Annotated in this window: 18 protein-coding genes; 5 read left to right on the top strand and 13 right to left on the bottom strand. The window is 70.5% G+C overall.

From position 1 onward, the window contains the following. From Q7C18_RS16585 to Q7C18_RS16545, 9 genes are all read right to left on the bottom strand, one after another. Window positions 1-408, bottom strand: a 408-nt coding sequence (locus tag Q7C18_RS16585; RefSeq protein WP_396954386.1) for a hypothetical protein, incomplete at its 3' end; no start/stop codon positions are given. An 8-nt stretch (window positions 409-416) separates the two neighbouring features. Continuing rightward, a complete protein-coding gene (locus Q7C18_RS16580) occupies window positions 417-2267 on the bottom strand; it encodes a hypothetical protein (RefSeq protein ID WP_311026312.1) in 1851 nt (616 codons plus the stop codon). A gap of 171 nt (window positions 2268-2438) precedes the next feature. After that, the gene (locus Q7C18_RS16575) at window positions 2439-2966 is read right to left on the bottom strand and encodes a hypothetical protein (protein WP_311026311.1); all 528 of its coding nucleotides are present in this window, start codon (window positions 2964-2966) and stop codon (window positions 2439-2441) included. Beyond that, on the bottom strand, window positions 2963-3694 hold the full coding sequence (locus Q7C18_RS16570; RefSeq protein WP_311026310.1) for a DapH/DapD/GlmU-related protein: 732 nt from the start codon (window positions 3692-3694) through the stop codon (window positions 2963-2965). The genes Q7C18_RS16575 and Q7C18_RS16570 overlap by 4 nt, the downstream gene beginning before the upstream one ends. Window positions 3695-4146: 452 nt before the next feature. Further along, entirely contained in the window at window positions 4147-4623 is a 477-nt protein-coding gene (locus Q7C18_RS16565) for a cupredoxin domain-containing protein (protein ID WP_311026309.1), read from the bottom strand. 39 nt (window positions 4624-4662) lie between these two features. Continuing rightward, entirely contained in the window at window positions 4663-5340 is a 678-nt protein-coding gene (locus tag Q7C18_RS16560; RefSeq protein ID WP_311026308.1) for a hypothetical protein, read from the bottom strand. Continuing rightward, complete coding sequence (locus Q7C18_RS16555; RefSeq protein ID WP_311026307.1) at window positions 5333-5911, bottom strand: sigma-70 family RNA polymerase sigma factor; 579 nt, start codon at window positions 5909-5911, stop codon at window positions 5333-5335. The genes Q7C18_RS16560 and Q7C18_RS16555 overlap by 8 nt, the downstream gene beginning before the upstream one ends. A gap of 71 nt (window positions 5912-5982) precedes the next feature. Further along, the gene (locus tag Q7C18_RS16550; RefSeq protein ID WP_311026306.1) at window positions 5983-6711 is read right to left on the bottom strand and encodes an SDR family NAD(P)-dependent oxidoreductase; all 729 of its coding nucleotides are present in this window, start codon (window positions 6709-6711) and stop codon (window positions 5983-5985) included. Window positions 6712-6838: 127 nt separating this feature from the next. Beyond that, complete coding sequence (locus Q7C18_RS16545; RefSeq protein ID WP_311026305.1) at window positions 6839-7747, bottom strand: LysR family transcriptional regulator; 909 nt, start codon at window positions 7745-7747, stop codon at window positions 6839-6841. A 109-nt stretch (window positions 7748-7856) separates the two neighbouring features. On the opposite strand from Q7C18_RS16545, the gene Q7C18_RS16540 reads away from it, so the two are divergent. Next, entirely contained in the window at window positions 7857-8603 is a 747-nt protein-coding gene (locus Q7C18_RS16540) for a LysE family translocator (protein WP_311026304.1), read from the top strand. A 3-nt stretch (window positions 8604-8606) separates the two neighbouring features. On the opposite strand, the gene Q7C18_RS16535 is transcribed toward Q7C18_RS16540, so the two are convergent. Further along, entirely contained in the window at window positions 8607-9905 is a 1299-nt protein-coding gene (locus Q7C18_RS16535) for a sigma-70 family RNA polymerase sigma factor (RefSeq protein ID WP_311026303.1), read from the bottom strand. Between the two features lie 10 nt (window positions 9906-9915). After that, window positions 9916-10263, bottom strand: coding sequence for a YciI family protein (locus tag Q7C18_RS16530; RefSeq protein WP_070162244.1), 348 nt, complete (start codon window positions 10261-10263; stop codon window positions 9916-9918). 413 nt (window positions 10264-10676) lie between these two features. Between Q7C18_RS16530 and Q7C18_RS16525 the strand changes: the two genes are divergently transcribed. After that, entirely contained in the window at window positions 10677-10940 is a 264-nt protein-coding gene (locus Q7C18_RS16525) for a glutaredoxin domain-containing protein (RefSeq protein ID WP_311026302.1), read from the top strand. Window positions 10941-11034: 94 nt separating this feature from the next. Here Q7C18_RS16525 and Q7C18_RS16520 read toward each other — a convergent pair whose 3' ends face one another. Both Q7C18_RS16520 and Q7C18_RS16515 read right to left on the bottom strand, forming a co-directional pair. After that, complete coding sequence (locus Q7C18_RS16520) at window positions 11035-11976, bottom strand: alpha/beta hydrolase (protein ID WP_311026301.1); 942 nt, start codon at window positions 11974-11976, stop codon at window positions 11035-11037. Between the two features lie 130 nt (window positions 11977-12106). Further along, the gene (locus Q7C18_RS16515) at window positions 12107-12979 is read right to left on the bottom strand and encodes a helix-turn-helix transcriptional regulator (RefSeq protein WP_311026300.1); all 873 of its coding nucleotides are present in this window, start codon (window positions 12977-12979) and stop codon (window positions 12107-12109) included. Between the two features lie 206 nt (window positions 12980-13185). On the opposite strand from Q7C18_RS16515, the gene Q7C18_RS16510 reads away from it, so the two are divergent. The 3 genes from Q7C18_RS16510 to Q7C18_RS16500 all read left to right on the top strand — a co-directional run bounded on the left by Q7C18_RS16510 (window position 13186) and on the right by Q7C18_RS16500 (window position 15552). Next, complete coding sequence (locus Q7C18_RS16510) at window positions 13186-13962, top strand: Pr6Pr family membrane protein (RefSeq protein WP_311026299.1); 777 nt, start codon at window positions 13186-13188, stop codon at window positions 13960-13962. Window positions 13963-14066: 104 nt separating this feature from the next. Beyond that, complete coding sequence (locus tag Q7C18_RS16505; RefSeq protein ID WP_311026298.1) at window positions 14067-15140, top strand: sugar-transfer associated ATP-grasp domain-containing protein; 1074 nt, start codon at window positions 14067-14069, stop codon at window positions 15138-15140. Continuing rightward, window positions 15127-15552 carry a hypothetical protein gene (locus tag Q7C18_RS16500; protein ID WP_311026297.1) on the top strand — a complete coding sequence of 142 codons (426 nt, stop codon included), beginning with the start codon at window positions 15127-15129 and terminating at the stop codon, window positions 15550-15552. The genes Q7C18_RS16505 and Q7C18_RS16500 overlap by 14 nt, the downstream gene beginning before the upstream one ends. Window positions 15553-15563: the final 11 nt, after the last annotated feature.

Raw genomic sequence — 15563 nt, 5'->3', positions numbered from 1 at the left:
GTCCTCGTCCTCGTCAGAGTCCTCGTCCGGCTCAGGCTCGGGCTCCGGCTCGGGCTCCGGCTCGGGCTCCGGCTCGGGCTCAGGCTCCGGCTCAGGCTCCGGCTCAGGCTCCGGCTCAGGCTCCGGCTCAGGCTCAGGCTCGGGCTCCGGCTCCGGCTCCGGCTCAGGCTCAGGCTCAGGCTCAGGCTCCGGCTCAGGCTCAGGCTCAGGCTCAGGCTCCGGGACGTCAGGCGTCTCGAGATCCTCCTGCGGGTCAGATGCCGACGTCTCGTCGGGGCTGACCTCCGCGGGCACGTCGCGGACCGACTCTTCGGTCTCCGCATAGGCCGGAAGTGCGCTCAGCGGCGCGCTCAGGCCGACCACCACGGCAGCAGCAAGACCGGCTCGCACGCCAGCAGGACGATTCATCGGTGTCATCAAGCATCCCCTCGGTCCCGGGAGAGCGCCACCACCGAACCATCCGGCTGCCGCACCCACATCGTCCCCCCTGGGGACACCCCGATCACTCTGTCAGTCTCTGAATACACGTGCTGGTCCAGCACGATATGACGCCCACTGTCGGTCTCCACCACCGCCGCGGGCCCCAAGGCCACGGTGAAATCGGCTCCATCCCAGGCCGCCTCCAACTCGCCAGACGTCAAAGACACAGCATAATTCTCGATGATGGCCAGGTCCATACCCCGCCCGACCTCCCAGGCCGGCGCCTCGGAGGCCGGGGTCGGCGTCTCGAGCACGGCACGGGCCGCCCCGTCGTCGAGATCGTGGACCACGTAGTAGCCCTGGTCCTCGGCAGCCCAGTACGACAGTCCCTGCCCGTGCCCCACGGCCAGGTGCTTGGTGAAGGTGAACCCTTCCTCCGGCGTCTCCAGGGTCAGTGCCGTCGACTCCTCGCCCTCTGACCACGGGATACGCACGATCTCCGGTTCACCGGGTCGGGCCTGGATGATCCCGGCCCGGTCGGCCGCTCCGGTGATCAGCTCGGGATTAACCTCCAGGAGCTCCGGCTCCTCCGAGCCCAGCTCGAGCAAGTGGACGCCGTCCTGGTCATGCAGCAGCGGGATCTCCCCCATTGCCGTGACCTCCGACCCCTCAGGAATCTCCCACCTCTGCTCATCCCCTGCGGCGGTCACCACGGTGAACTCACCGTCGGCACGGACGCCCACGGCGTCGACGGCGGCCTCGGTCTCCCCTGGCAGCCGCAGCTCGGTGGTCCACTGCAGCTCGGAGTCCAGCTCGATCTCCGCCACCGGCTCGCCGGTCAGCCCAGCACGCAGCACCAGGGTCTCGCCCTCGCCGGCCACACTGAGAACGCCCGCCGAGAACACCGAGAGCTGACCGGCCTCCGACGGCGGCAGGTCCCACAGCCGCAGGGAGTACTCGTCCCGAAGATCGATCCCTGCCTCCACGAGCTCAGGAGAGGCGGTCGCCGGAGAGTCTCCCCGTGCGTCGTCCTCCCCTGTCACGGCGTACCAGGCGAGGCCGCCGACCAGCACCGCCACCACCGCTCCCAGCACCGCAGCCCGCCGACGACGACGCTTCCGCCGCTGCCGGTCCTGGGCACGGCGCGCACTGCGGGTGAGCGCTTCGAACTCACCGGTGTCCAGGGAAGGCTCACCCTCAACAGCCCCGGCCACAACAGGAGCGGAGTCCGAGCCGACCTCGTCGGCGCGGCTCGCGTGCCCTGCCGCCTCATGCTCAGCCGTGCCGTCTGACTCCGGCTCCTCCTGGGGCAGCCCGGCGGACCGGATGTGCTCCGCCAGTGCTGCGGGTGCGGGCGCAGCACGGCCGTCGGTGTCCAGGGTGAAGACGGTCGGTCGCAGGCCCAGCAGATCCCCGACGACTTCGGCGGGCCGCCCGCTGGCGCGGATCACCGACGCGAGTTCCTCGCCCAGCTCCGCGACATCGACCGGGCGAGGCCCCTCTCCCGGGACCGTCATCGTCCAATCCGTGTAGGCAAGAGTGAAGTCCACGGCCTGACGAGGAGGCCGTTCGCACCGCTCCGGATCGATGTACTCCAGCGTCCAGCACCCGGACTCGACGACGTCGGCGGCGCCCGGACCCGCGTCGAGCCCGATGACCGGAGACAGGTGCCCGTGATGACCGCGACGCACCGCGGCTAGCGCGGAGGCAAGGTCCGCATGCCGCGTCCGCTGACCGTCCCGATCAGCGAGGTCCACGGCGGCGTCAAGACGCACCGGAATCAGCAGGGGCGAGCTGCTCTCAGCGTCCGCCCCGTTCCCCTCAACCCGTTCTGGATCGCCTGCCACCTCAGCCTCTTTCTCGCCGCACCGCAGCGGTGATCGTTCTGAAGCCTCACCCTCGAGGCTGTGCTCACCGTTCTACCAGCTGGACCTGCCGGGCCACCAGAGATCCACGGACCTTCTCCCGAGGTGAGACGCCTCAGCCTGCTGGCGCCTCACCGCCCGCGTCGCTCCCCCTCAGACGGATTCGGACGCCCGCCGACGTCGGCGGTAGTCCCACGTCACCGCCGCCAGCAGCGGACCCCAGGCGACCAGGGGCAGGTAGAGGAACCCGACGGCAGTGTGCCAGCGCGGATCCACCCCGCTGGACAGGGGCTCCACGGCCCACCACCAGAACAGCTGCGCCCAGAGCAGGGTGAGCAGCACCGCGCCGATCGAGGCCACCACGACCACGGGACGCACGGGGACGACCCGCCCACCCAGCTGCGGCACCCAGCCCGGCACGGTCTGACCCCAGGAGCGCACCAGGCCGAGGCTGAGAGCCGCCGTCGCGGTGGTCAGGAGCGACAAGGCGATCAGGGCTGGCCGGTCCTGGTCCCACCGCGCGCTGGCATAGCCCCACGGAAGGCCCAGCGCGTTGCCGAGCCTCCATAGACCGCTGGGAAGCGTGGTGAGCACGGTGCCCCAGGCAGCCCAGACCGCCCAGCGCGGCGCGGGCACGGCCCCGCCCGCGGAGCACGTGGAGCCCGTGGAGCCCGAACTCATCGGCCAGGTCCCTCGGTGGGCTCGCTGCCGGTCGGCACCGCAAGAGTCCGGGGCTCCCTCCAGGACCAGTCCCGGTCCGCCTCGGTGATCTGCCTCAGGACGCGCGCCGGGGTCCCGCCGACCACCGTCAGCGGTGGCACGTGGGCGTGGACCACCGCACCGGCGGCGACCACGGACCCGGCCCCGACCCTGACGCCGGGGAGGATGACGGCATGGGCCCCCACCCAGACGTCGTCCTCGATGATCACGGGTGCGGAGAACTGGGTGCCGTCCCGGCGCAGCTCCGGGTGGACAGGGTGTCCGGTGGAGGTGATGGTGACCCTGGGGGCGAGCATCACGCGGTCGCCGATGTGGACCTCGCCGTCGTCGACGAGAGTGAGCCCGGTGTTGACGAAGACGTCGTCGCCGAAGAACGTGTGCGCGCCGTAGGAGACCACGACATCAGGCTCCACCCACAGGTCGCGGCCCGCGCGACCGAACAGCTTCCCGAGCAGCTCGGCCCGCCGGGAGGCGTCTCGCGGACCCGTGGCGTTGTACTCGCCGGCGAGCTCCTTCCCCCTCATGCGGGCCTCCTCCAGGCCGTCGAGGCCGGGCGCCGCATCGGTGTAGAGCTCCTGGGCGGCGATACGACGACGGACCTCACGCTCGCGGGGGTCCATGCCGACGTCGGCGCCCGGGACGTTGCGGAAATCACGGCGATGGTGGGATGCAGTGGGGGTCGTCTCCATAGGCCCATCCTGCCTCACGACCTCGTGAGTGCGATGTGAGTGAGATGTGAGCACCCCCTGGGAGAGTCGTCAGCGTCGACATAGTCGGCCATGCCGAGGGGCGCGGCCTCACGGGCGTCCGGACGACATGCGTCCGGGCATCTGCCACCTCACCGCGCCCCTCGGTCCAGACCGCGACGCCAGGACCCGAGAGGAGGAGCCATGCTCGAATTTCTCACCACGGTGATGAACTTCATGAACATCATGTACATCCTGTGAGCCGCATACACGGCCACGTGATCACAGAGGTGGACGTCCCACCCCTGGGCATCTGCTCAGGGATCTCTCCCGTGGAACGGACGCAGTAGCCGATCGGGGCTGGTGACGCCGCATGCGTCGCCAGCCCCGTGGCATGACTGTCAGGCGGCGGCGGCGAGGTCCCGTCACGCCCCGGAGGGCCGTTCGAGGGCGGATCACTCGACGACGAGCGTGGCGGTCATGGACGGATGCGGGGTGCAGTGCAGGCTGTAGTCGCCCGGCTCCTCGGGGGCGGCGAAGGTCACGGTCTCACCGGCGCCCACCGCGACGTCGAAGATCCCGGACTCATCGGAGGTCACGGTGTGGGCCTCACCGTCATGGTTGGTCACGGTGATCTCCGCCCCGGGAGCCACGGTGTCCGGGACATCGAACTCGTGGTCGGTGATGGTCAGGTGGACCGGTGTCGCCGCGCTGTCACCGTCGTCGGCACCGTCTGCCTCTTCCTCGGCCTCTCGAGGGGCGCCGTAGCCCGGCCGGGGGCTGTCGGTCTCCTCCTCAGTGCCGCGGTCATCGGCCGGATCGTCACCCTCGCAGCCGACGAGCAGGAGCCCCGCGGCGGCCAGGACTGCCAGGGTGGTGCTCGTCCGGCGCCTGCCGGGCTGTGCAGGAGTTCTCCTCAGGTGTGGTCTCATACCGACGATACGTCTGGAAGCCGCAGAGGGATTGGTCGGTCACAGGCGGGAGGAGGCCCACCGCTGCCCGTCCTGGTCGATGAGCAGGACCTCCACCACGCTGGGGTCGCGGTCGGCGACGACCCACGTGCCGCCGCCCTCACCCAGCGGCCACTCGCCGACCTCCTGCACGGTGCCGTCGGCCAGCCTGACCAGGCATGTGACGGCCCGGCCCTCCGGGGCCGCGACCACGTCGATCACCAGCACCGCCCCAGACTCTCCGTAGGCGCGGGAGACCTCACCCACCGGATCGGCGTCATCCTCGTCGGCGGCGACGAGAGGGAACCCCGCTGCGTCTTTCGGTCCCGCCGGTGGCTGCCCGCCGAGCACTCCCCACATGATCCCCGCCCCGATGGTCAGGCCCGTCACCGCTGCCGCGGAGGGCAGCAAGGCCTTCCGCAGGCGACCGGTGGACCCGGGGGCAGGCGCCGCCGTCGGGAAGGACGACGGCGGCTCCACACCCAGACCGGCCAGCACGCGTGACTCCAGCCCCGGCGCGGGGGCCGCCCGCGGCGCCGCCGGCAGGACCGCTTCCACGGCGTCCAGGAGTTCGGCGACGGTGCGGCGGCAGCTCGGGCATTGGGATACGTGGTCCACCAGCGGCGCGGTGGGCTCGGGGTCTCCGGTGCCCAGTGCGAGGTCCGTCAGCAGGTGCGGGTCGGGGTGGGCATCAGGCATGGTCCGCCTCCTTCCGATCCCGCAGGCGGCGCAGCCCGTCGCGGATGCGCGTCTTGGCGGTGCCCAGCGGGATCCCCTCCCGGTCAGCGACCTCGGCGGCGGTGCAGCCGCCGAACACTGCCAGCACCACCGCCCGCGCCTGGGGAGGTGACAGGCTCTGCAGCCTCCGGAGGGCCCGCTCCGACTCGATGCGGTTGAGCGCCGTCTCCTCCTGTTCCGGCACCGCCGTCAGCGTGTCCTGCACCAGCCGGTCCAGGATCTCGTCCTCCACCGGGGTGACCCGTCGGGCACGCACGGCGTCGATGGCGGCGTTGCGGGAGATCGTCAGAAGCCAGGTCAGCACGGAGGCGCGCCGCAGGTCATAGGTGCCCGCGGCCCGCCAGGCACGCAGGAACACCTCCTGGCTGACGTCCTCGGCGAGGGCCGGGTCGCGGGTGATGCTGACCGCCATGCCGACCACCGCACGCTGGAATCGGCGCACGAAGGCCGTGGCCGCAGCGGCGTCTCCCACTGCGAGGCCCGCCAGCAATGCGGCGTCGTCCGCCCGGTCCGCCCGGGACAAGCCCTCCATAGTCCATGGTACGAGTCACAGCCGCCGGGAGATGGGTCAGCTCGGGCGACCCCGGGGGCGGTCTGCGGGGCTCAGTCCAGTGTGACGCCGGTGTGCTGGGCCAGCGCGGACAACAGCTGCCCCTGGAACTGCTCATCGTGGACGGCGGCATGGGGCTCTTCGCGACGCCGGTGGTGCCAATACCCGCCGACGCCGGCGGCGGCGTCGGCGGTGACGGCCAGCCATTCCTGGGTCCGAGTTCCTTCCCGGAGGTCCCCGGTGGCCGAGGCGCCGCCCATGCGGGTCGGCACCCAGCCGGGGTCCACCGCGTGTGAGACGGTCTCCGGCCATCGGCGCTCGACGGCGGCGGCCAGAGCGGTGGCCATCAGCTTGGTGTCCGCATAGGTGGCGGTCTCCTGCTCTCCGGCCCAGTCGAGTCCCTCCAGGGCGGGGTGGCCTCCGTGGTGAAGACCGCTGGAGAGGATGATCAGGCACCGGGGACGGGGCAGCAGCGCCGTGAGCAGATAGGGGGCCACCACATTGACCGGCGGCAGGTGCGCACCACGGAGGACGCCGGCGTTGTGGATGACCGCATCGAAGCCACCGAGCTCCTCCGCCTGGGCGGCGATGTCCCGGACCTGCTCCCTGTCGGCGAGGTCGCCGACCACGGCCGAGGCGCCGTCGTCCACCAGCGGCCGCAGGGAGGCGAGACGGTGGTCGTCGCGGGCGTGGACCGTGACGTGGTGTCCTGCCGCCTGCAGGTGCTCCGCGGCGATGCGACCGAGTCCGTCGGTGGATCCGGTGATGAGGATGCGTGCCATGGGCGGGTCCTTCCGGTGTGCTCGCAGGATAGTCAGCGGCACCTCGCCTGCGCGAGGTTTCGGCGTCGCCGGCTGTCCCACCCCTCAGCGCTGGACACCGGGCCCTGGTCCTGGCCCTGGGCGCCCCTCAGCCTCGGGCGGACAGCTGCATCAGCGTCTGCAGGGCACGCTGCACCACAGGGCGCGGCTGCGGGGCACGCCGGACATGCACCACGATGCGCCGGCGGACCTCCGGGGCTGTCAGCCCCCGGACCGGGAGCCTCTCCTCCACGCCGGTGAGCGCCAACCGCGGCAGGACTGTGAGACCGATCCCGGCCTCGACCAGCGCCAGCGCCGCGTGGTGGTCGTCCAGCCGCGCCACATAGCCCGGCGCGAATCCCGCCGCGCGGCAGGCGGTGCTGATGATCCGGCCCGTCGGGCTGTCATAGATGTCGTGGTCGATCCAGGGCTCGTCCTGCAGCTCCTGCAGCGGAATGACGTCCCGGTCGGCCAGCCGGTGCCCCGGCGGCAGCACCACGAAGAAGGCGTCCACGGCCAGCGGATGCCGCTCGTAGCCCTCCAGGCGGGGAGCATCCGGCTCCGGCGGATCGTCGAGGGGCTCGTTGCGGATGTCGAGGTCGGCATGACGGCGGCCATGCCCGCCATAGGGCTCGTTGAGGCTGACCTCCACCGTGACCTGAGGGTGGTGGGCGCGGACCGCCTCGATGACTCCCGGCAGCCAGACCTGCGCGGCCGAGGAGAAGCACGCCACCGCCAGGTGTTCCGCCGGGGATTCCCGCAGGTCAGCGATGGTGCGGTCCAGCCGACGCAGCTCGGTGAGCGCTCCCGAGGCGTGGGCGACGAGCTCCCGGGCCGCCTCGGTCGGCACGATCCCCCGGCCTTCTCGGGTGAACAGCTCCAGCCCGGTCTCGCGGGCCAGCTGTTTGAGGTGCTGGCTGACGGTCGCCGGCGAATAGTTCAGGTTCCGGGCCGCCGCCTGGACGGAGCCGCTGGCGATCACGGCCTCCAGCATCTGGAGACGGTGCGGGTTCTGCATGCCATGACCATACGGTGATGACGAACAATCATTCAAGAACACCCGCTTGTCCCGAACAGTTGAAGGAGGTGGAATGGTGAGGCTGGCCGTTCGCCCCCGAGGAGACATCGTGACCCTGAGCAGCTACCTGGCCTTTCTCGGCGTCGCCGCGATCCTGGCGGTCACTCCGGGACCGGACACGTTCTTGGCTCTGCGCTATGCCATGGCTGGCCGTCGCCCCGGCCTGCTGGCCGCCACCGGATCCTCCGCGGCGATCTTCGCCTGGGCCGCGCTGGCGGCGGCCGGAGTGGCGGCGGCGCTGCGCAGCTCCACCACCGCCTACTACGGACTCACCCTGCTGGGCGGCACGTACCTGATCATCGTGGGCGCCCGGGCACTGCACGCCGCGCGGGAGGCCCGCGCGTCCCTCTCGGCCACTTCCGCTCCGGTCACGCCTGCCACCCATGCCCACGGCCCGCGGGCCGACGCCGAGCCGGCCAGGACCGACGACGACGCCGCCGTCGGCCCGTCGGGGGCGGTGGCCGTCGCCGCGCCGCCCAGGATCCGGAACCGGACCGCACTGCTGGCCGGGGTGACCACGTGCCTGACGAATCCGAAGACCGGACTGTTCTTCATCGCCCTGTTCCCGCAGTTCACCTCGGCCGAGATGAGCGTGCCGCAGGTGACCTTCGCCCTGGGCGGGACGGTGGCGCTGTGCATCTTCCTCTACCTGATCGCCGTCGTGGTGCTGGCCGACGCCGCCCGTCGCTGGCTGGCCCGGCCGGCGGTCACCCACGGCATCCAGGCCGTCAGCGGGGCGGTGCTCGGCGGGCTGGGCGTCTACATGGTCGCCACGGCTCTGCCTCAGCTGATCTGAGCCTCAGGCCCCGCCCTCCACGCCGGCGAGGGCGGCGGCCAGGAAGCCCTCCTCGGCCTGGTTCCCCGGCAGTTCGAGGGCGCGCCGGTACGCTGCTGCGGCGGCGCCGTGATCCCCCAGCTGCTCCAACGTGAGCCCCCGGGCGGTGTGGAACGGCCGGAACCGCGAAAGGACCGGATCCTCGGCGAGCGCATCCAGCTCTCGCAGGCCCGTCTCCAGGCCCCGAGCCTTGCCTCGCGCGACGGCCCGACCGAGCAGGACCACCGGGCCGTCGTCGTGGGTCCGCAGCATGTCGTAGAGCACCGCGATCTGTGCCCAGTCGGTGGACTCTGCGGCGGGCGCCTCGGCATGCACCGCAGCGATGGCCGCCTGGATGGCGTACGGCCCTGCGCCAGGGGAGGCGGCCGCCTGTTCGGTGAGGGCCACACCCTCGCGGATGAGCGCCTCGTCCCACAGGGCCCGGTCCTGGGCGGCCAGCGGCACCGGGCGCCCGTCATCGGCCAGCCGGGCGGGACGCCGGGCCTGGGTGAGCAGCAGCAGGGCCAGCAGGCCGGTGGTCTCGGCGGAGCCCGGGATGAGTAGGTGGAGCACCCGGGCCAGGCGGATCGCCTCGGCGGTGAGGTCCTCCCGGGTGTGAGACTCTCCCCCGGTGGCGACGAAGCCTTCGGTGTAGAGGAGGTAGATGACGCGCTGCACGCCGACGAGCCGCGCCCCGAGATCCTGCCGTCGAGGCGGGGTGAAGGCGATGCCGAGGGTGCGGATGCGGCGCTTGGCCCGCACGAGCCGCTGCTGCATGGTCGCAGTGGGCACCAGAAGCGCCTGCGCCACCTCCGCAGTGCTCAGACCGCCGAGGAACCGCAGGGTCAGCGCGATGCGATCCTCGGGGGCGAGCAGGGGGTGGGCGCAGGCGAAGAACAGTCCGAGGCGCTCATCCGGGATCTCGGCATGCTCGTCGTCGTGGTCCTGCTGGGCGGGGTCCTCCAGCGCCTCAGGGACGGGGCCGCGGTCCTGCTCCACCCGCAGCCGCGGCAGCGCGGCGGCCCGCACCCTGCCCCGGCGCAGGGAGTCGATGCCCTTGCGGCGCGCCGTGGTGGTCAGCCAAGCCTCCGGAACGGCGGGCACGCCCGTCTCGGACCAGCTGTGCAGCGCTTGGACGATGGCGTCCTGGAGCATGTCCTCGGCGAGGTCGAGGTCTCCGAACCGACGCGCCAGGGCGGAGAGAATGCGCGCCCGGGCGTCCCGGCCGAGGCCGGCGATCGCCCGGTGCGCGGCATCCGCTCCGCCGATGTGCGGGGCTGTCACGGCCGGCGGCTCAGTAGGGGGCCACAGGGCGGACCTCCACATGCCCGCCCGGGGCGGAGCCGGGGCTGCGGCGGGCCCACTCGATGGCCTCGTCGATGTCGGCCACCTCGATGATGTAGGTGCCGCCGACGAACTCCTGAACCTCGGCGAAGGGGCCGGAGGTGACGACCCGGGCGCCGTCGTCGTCACTGGCGACCCGCACCCCGTGCTCGGGGTCCTCCAGGGCGAAGGAGGTGACGACGACGCCGGCCTCGGTGATCTCCTTGTCGAAGGCGAAGAACTCCTCAGGGTCCGCGCCTCCGTGCTCGCCGCAGCCGGCGTCATCCGTGCGACCCATCAGCAGCAGTGCGTATTTCATAGTGACTCCTCATATCTGTCGGCCGTGGACCGCGGCCCGGGGAGGGACGCGACGAGAGCCGAAGGACGTCGCACCGGATGGTCCGACAACATCTTGACGCACGGGGTGTGCCGGGATCGACAGATCCGGGCGAAGTTTTTCTCGGGGTTCCTCTCACGGTCCCCGATCTGTGTCTCCGTTGCAGGCACGAGACGGTCCCCTGATGCGAGGCGGGGCGGGGCGGGGGTTTCTATGAGTGGCGGGGCGGTTTCTATGAGTCGTCGCATCCCTGAAACTGGGACAGCGACGGTGCTCGACCCGGCGACCGCCCCGGGAATCCTCCTGCACCCCCGATGGTTCCCACTGTGGACGTCGCTGCAGCAGTGGACGTCGGCACAGCATCCCGCCGATCGCATCGCCCGAGAGGACCCGCCATGACCGAGACGACCCCCGCCACGATCCGTATGTTCGGCGCCCAGTGGTGCGGTGACTGCCGCCGCACCAAGGCGCAGCTGGACGGCCTCGGCGTCGACTACCAGTACATCGACTTGGAGCAGGATGTGGCAGCCGCCGACGTCGCCCGGGAGATCTCCGGGCGCACCAACATTCCCGTGGTGGTCTACCCGGACGGCTCCCACCACGTGGAGCCCAGCAACGACGACGTCGCCGCCAAGCTGCGGGAGCTGGCGCTGATCTGATCAGCGCCGGCTCCCGCAGGTCTGCGTGACGGCCGTTCTCCGTGGCCCCTTGGATCTCGGATCCGCCCTCGAGCCCGGCTCAGGACTGCTCGACTCAGAGGTGCTGACCGAAGAACTCCACAGCCTTCTCTGCTGCGACGCCGGCACCCTGGGGCTGGTCGTAGAGGTCATAGTGCGAGACACCCGGAAGCACGACCAGCTCCTTCTGCTCGGAGGCGGCCCGGCGGTGGATCTCCAGCCCGTCTCGGTACGCCCCGAAGCCGCCTTCCTTGTCTCCGACCACGACCAGCAGGGGCTGGGTCAGCAGCTCCTCCGCCAGGTGGAAGGCATCCCAGCCCAGCGCCGCGGCATTGTGCGCCAGGTCCAGGCAGGTGGTGCCGTTCTCCGCCTGAGCCCGCGGCGTCCGGTAGTAGTCATAGGCCTCGATGATGTCGATGTCACCGGTCTGCTCGGCCGCCTCTGCGGAGTCCGGCAGGTGATTCAGGATCACCTGCTGAGCCCCGGACGCCTCGGCGGTGCGCTGCTGGGCGACACCCTCCAGTGCGGCCACCACGCTCCCCGCCGTCGCTGCCGCACCTGCGCGCATCATGCGGCCGAAGTTGACCCCGGTGAAGGAGGCCACCGCTTTGAAGCGGCGCTCCGTCATCGCGGCGTTGAGCGTGTATCCGCCGCCGCCGCAGACACCCATGACGCCGATCCGCGCGGCGTCGACGTAGGGCAGGGTCGTCAGGTGGTCCACCACCCGGCGGAAGTCCTCCACACGCTGCGTCGGGTCCTCCAGATTCCGCGGGCTGCCTCCGCTGGCTCCCTGGAAGCTCGCGTCGAAGGCGATGACGACGTATCCGGCCTCTGCCAGGCGGGTGCCGTAGACGTTGCCTGCCGTCTGTTCCTTGCAGCTGCCGATCGGGTGGGCGCTCACGATGGCGGGGTAGGTCGAGCCGGCGTCGAACTGCGGAGGGAAGTACAGATCGGCCGCGATGTCCCAATACATGTCCGGGTTGCGGAAGGTGATGTTCTCGATGGTGATGGCAGTCATCAGGACTCCTCGGTCAGGGGTGAGTCTGTCATGCAGGGGACGGGCCCGAACCCGTCGCCACCTGTCCCACCATCCTGCAGAAGTGACTGAAACCTAGGAAGAGAAAGTTTGTGCCTAGGAAAATCTCTTCCTAGGCAGGATCGTCCCTCAGGCGCTCGAGCCGCTCGCGCGACGGCGAGTCGTCGTCGACGGAGTTGATGACCAGCTGCTGCTCGGGAGCGCCGGCGTACCGGAAGATGTCCCACTCGAGCGTGATCTCCCCGACTTCCGGGTGGATGATGACTTTGGTGCCGAAGTCCTGGCGCTCGACGCCCCGCGCGCTCCACCAATGCGCAAACTGCGGATCAGCAATGGTCAGCTCACCGACCAGCTTCGACAGCGCGGGGTCATCGGGAGTCGCCGCCGCCTCTCGTCGCAGGATGGCGACGCAGGCTCGCGCCACTGATGCCCAGTCCGCAAATCGTGACCGCATCTCCGGATCGGTGAAGATCAGCCGGACGTAGTTCAGCTGATGTGTCGGAAGGGCGTCGAAATCGACGTAGAGACGGGCCGCGAGCCGATTCCAGGCGAGGATGTCGGTCCTGGGGCCGAGCACGATCGCTGGGGTCTCGGTCAGCTGACGCAGCAGCCGCGCGAGCTGGGGCCGTGGCGCGGCACGCCCCCGGGCTGCAGGTCCACCGGACTGTCGCTGTGCATCGGGCCGCCGGGCGTTCTCCCGCAGCTCATTGAGATAGTCGACCTGGTCATCGTCGAGTCCGAGCGCAGAGGCCAGCGCCTCCAGCACCGGCGCAGAGGGCGGCACGCGCCCCTGCTCGATCCGCGTGTAGTAGTCGGTGCTGATCAGCGCGAGCGCCGCTGCCTCTTCGCGCCGCAGACCTTCCACCCGACGTTGTGAGGAGCCGCCGGGAAGTCCGACGTCGGCGGGCTGGACCTCGGACCGTCGTGTCCGGAGGAACTCACCCAGCTCCTGAAGATGCGGACCGCGTGCCGAGGAAGACTTCATGCTTCCCAGGATACGGTCGATTCGTTCGTGGCGACGGGAGTTCCTGACTGGTGCCAAGGCCCGGTCCCCGCACCCGGCGAGCCCTCAGACCTGGCCCCCGAGCCACTGATGCGCTATATATGGTCGGATGACCACCCGTGCGTCGGACGTCCGGCGGTGAGCCTGACGGCGTCGGCGGGGCATGGCGAGGGGAAGGACTTCACCGGGTGGCCGAGGCCGAGACGATGACTCAGCGCGGAGACCCGCGCGCGCCGACGGCGTCGAGGATCCCGTTGCGCCGCCTGCCGACCAGCATGATCCTCTGGTCCGCCATGCGCGTGCTCGTCGCGGTGCTCGCCACTGCGGCCGTGGTCGCGCAGTTCGTCGCCGCCCTGGACGGCGCCCTCACCCATGACCGGGCTCTGGGCGCCACGGTGGGGAACTTCTTCAGCTACTTCACGATCCTCTCCAATTCGGCGGCAACAGTGTTCCTGGCCTGGGCCGGGCTGCGTCCGCTCATCCGTCGGCGGGGATCACTGGTGGACCCGCCGGCACTATCCCTGGGGCTGGCCTGTGTGACCAGCTGCGTGCTGATCACCGGGGCGGTCTACAACACTCTGCTGCGCCATCTGCCGCTGCCTCCCGGCAGTGAGCCCCCGCCGTGGTCGAACGAGGTGCTGCACCTGGTGGTGCCGCTGTTCGTCTTCGCCGACCTGCTGCTGGGGCCGCGCCGACGCGCTCTGCCGTGGCGTGCCCTGTGGGTGATGGTGGCGTTCCCGCTGCTGTGGGCGATCTACACAATGGTCCGAGGCCCGCTGGTCACCGATCCGGCCACCGGCGCACCCTTCTGGTACCCCTACCCCTTCATGGATCCGGGCAACCCGGACCTGGCGCCGCTGGCCGGCTACCCGGGCGTGATCCTCTACCTGGCCGGCATCGCGGCGGCCATGATCGCCGTCAGCGCCGTCGTCGTCTGGTGCGGGCGCCGCGGACCCGGGCTGTGACACCGCTGATGCGGGACTTTCCCAGAGAGGCATTCGAGACTTCGACCATGGTCGAGCCGGGCTGCTGACGGCCCGGCACCACATCACCTCTCAAGGGAGTCGGCATGAACCTGGGCACGATAGAGCAAGCTGACGATGCCCTGAGGATGAAGGTCCGGGCCCGACTGAACCGCCGGAACGCGGCGAAGGTGCTGCGATCGATCGAATCCGCGACAGGCCCGGTGCCACGGCATGTCAGGGCGCAGGCCGACGACTACGCCGGCGATGTGCTCGGTTCCACGAGCCATGCGGCCTGGCTGTACGTCTACTGCGCGATCGCCGGCGAGTTCCGCGACGGGTGGATCCCCGACGACTACTACATGTCCGTGGTCCTTCCCGCGATCGAGGGGCGACATGGCGCGCTCTCCGACATGCGGTCGATGACAGCCCGCATCTTCGGGCACGAGAAGGAGATCCCCGACAGCGGATACGTGGTCAAGGGACGGCTGTTCAGCGCATCACTCGACGAGAGCACGTCCCTGGAGGAGTTCACCGACCTGGTCTTCGCAGGAGGGGACAGAGTGGCCTTCAAAGCTGACGGGAGCGCGCGCGGCCGCGGCGTGCAGATCCTTGATCGAGAGAGCTTCACGCGGACGGCGAGGGGCCTTCCCGACGGCGTGGTCCAACCCTTCATCCACCAGCACGAGGCCTTCGCCGAGATCGCGTCCGGCTCCGTCGGGACGCTGCGGATGACGACGGTCATCGAACCTGACGGGCAGACATCCCTCAGGGATGCGTACCTGCGCTTCGGGCGGGAGGCGGAGGACCATGTCGCCTCGGACTCGAACATCCGGGTTCTGCTCGACACGACCACGGGCGCCTTCAGCCCGATCGGCTACTCGGTGGACTGGCTCGAGATCGACCGGCATCCCGACTCCGGCGCCGTGTTCGCCGGACATGAGGTGCCGAACTACGCCGCCTGCCGCGAGGCCGTGGAACGGCTTCACGGGCGATTCCCGGTGGCCCCGGTGATCGGGTGGGACCTGACCGTTGGTCATGACGGTTCCGTCCACGTGCTCGAGTGGAACAACGGGCACAACGACATCAAGTTCTCCGAAGCGACCTCGGGGCCGTGCTTCACGGGGTTGGGCTGGGAGTTCCTCGGCCGGAAGGGAGGGCGGCCCGGTGTCCCTCACTGAGACGGAGGCGCCCGCGGCGATCTTCGCCCAGTCTGGCGCAGCCCTCTCCCCCGATCAGCGAGTCGTCGACCTGCTGGCGGATCTCATCGGAAGCACCTCTCTGGCTCTCGGCCTGGGGCTGACCTTGGCGCCGAAGAATGTGGGGAGCCTCCTGGGCCTCGACGGGACGCCACCGGCGCGAGCCCGTCTCATCGGTGTCGCCGACGTCAGCCTCGGGTCCGCGATCCTCACATCCTCCCGCATCTGGCCGCGACGGCGCTGGCCAGCCCTGATGGCCCGTGAAGGCCTCCACCTGGTCATCGCCTCAGAGTATGCCCGCCACTGCAGAACCCCGGCAGCACTCGCCATGATCGGGCTGTTCATCGTCGATGGGGTCGTCACGGTGATGATGCACCGGCAGGAGCGCCGCTGATCAGCCTCCCG

It is taken from the genome of Nesterenkonia sp. CL21, assembly GCF_031705515.1.
Taxonomy (GTDB): Bacteria; Actinomycetota; Actinomycetes; order Actinomycetales; family Micrococcaceae; genus Nesterenkonia; species Nesterenkonia aethiopica.
This window is presented reverse-complemented; position numbering and strand designations above follow the sequence as displayed.

Bases quoted from the DNA above. Each gene is read 5' to 3' on its own strand.
- Q7C18_RS16575 (WP_311026311.1), bottom strand. From the start codon at position 2,966: ATGAGTTCGGGCTCCACGGGCTCCACGTGCTCCGCGGGCGGGGCCGTG.
- Q7C18_RS16570 (WP_311026310.1), bottom strand. From the start codon at position 3,694: ATGGAGACGACCCCCACTGCATCCCACCATCGCCGTGATTTCCGCAAC.
- Q7C18_RS16565 (WP_311026309.1), bottom strand. From the start codon at position 4,623: ATGAGACCACACCTGAGGAGAACTCCTGCACAGCCCGGCAGGCGCCGG.
- Q7C18_RS16560 (WP_311026308.1), bottom strand. From the start codon at position 5,340: ATGCCTGATGCCCACCCCGACCCGCACCTGCTGACGGACCTCGCACTG.
- Q7C18_RS16555 (WP_311026307.1), bottom strand. From the start codon at position 5,911: ATGGAGGGCTTGTCCCGGGCGGACCGGGCGGACGACGCCGCATTGCTG.
- Q7C18_RS16550 (WP_311026306.1), bottom strand. From the start codon at position 6,711: ATGGCACGCATCCTCATCACCGGATCCACCGACGGACTCGGTCGCATC.
- Q7C18_RS16545 (WP_311026305.1), bottom strand. From the start codon at position 7,747: ATGCAGAACCCGCACCGTCTCCAGATGCTGGAGGCCGTGATCGCCAGC.
- Q7C18_RS16530 (WP_070162244.1), bottom strand. From the start codon at position 10,263: ATGAAATACGCACTGCTGCTGATGGGTCGCACGGATGACGCCGGCTGC.
- Q7C18_RS16525 (WP_311026302.1), top strand. From the start codon at position 10,677: ATGACCGAGACGACCCCCGCCACGATCCGTATGTTCGGCGCCCAGTGG.
- Q7C18_RS16520 (WP_311026301.1), bottom strand. From the start codon at position 11,976: ATGACTGCCATCACCATCGAGAACATCACCTTCCGCAACCCGGACATG.
- Q7C18_RS16515 (WP_311026300.1), bottom strand. From the start codon at position 12,979: ATGAAGTCTTCCTCGGCACGCGGTCCGCATCTTCAGGAGCTGGGTGAG.
- Q7C18_RS16505 (WP_311026298.1), top strand. From the start codon at position 14,067: ATGAACCTGGGCACGATAGAGCAAGCTGACGATGCCCTGAGGATGAAG.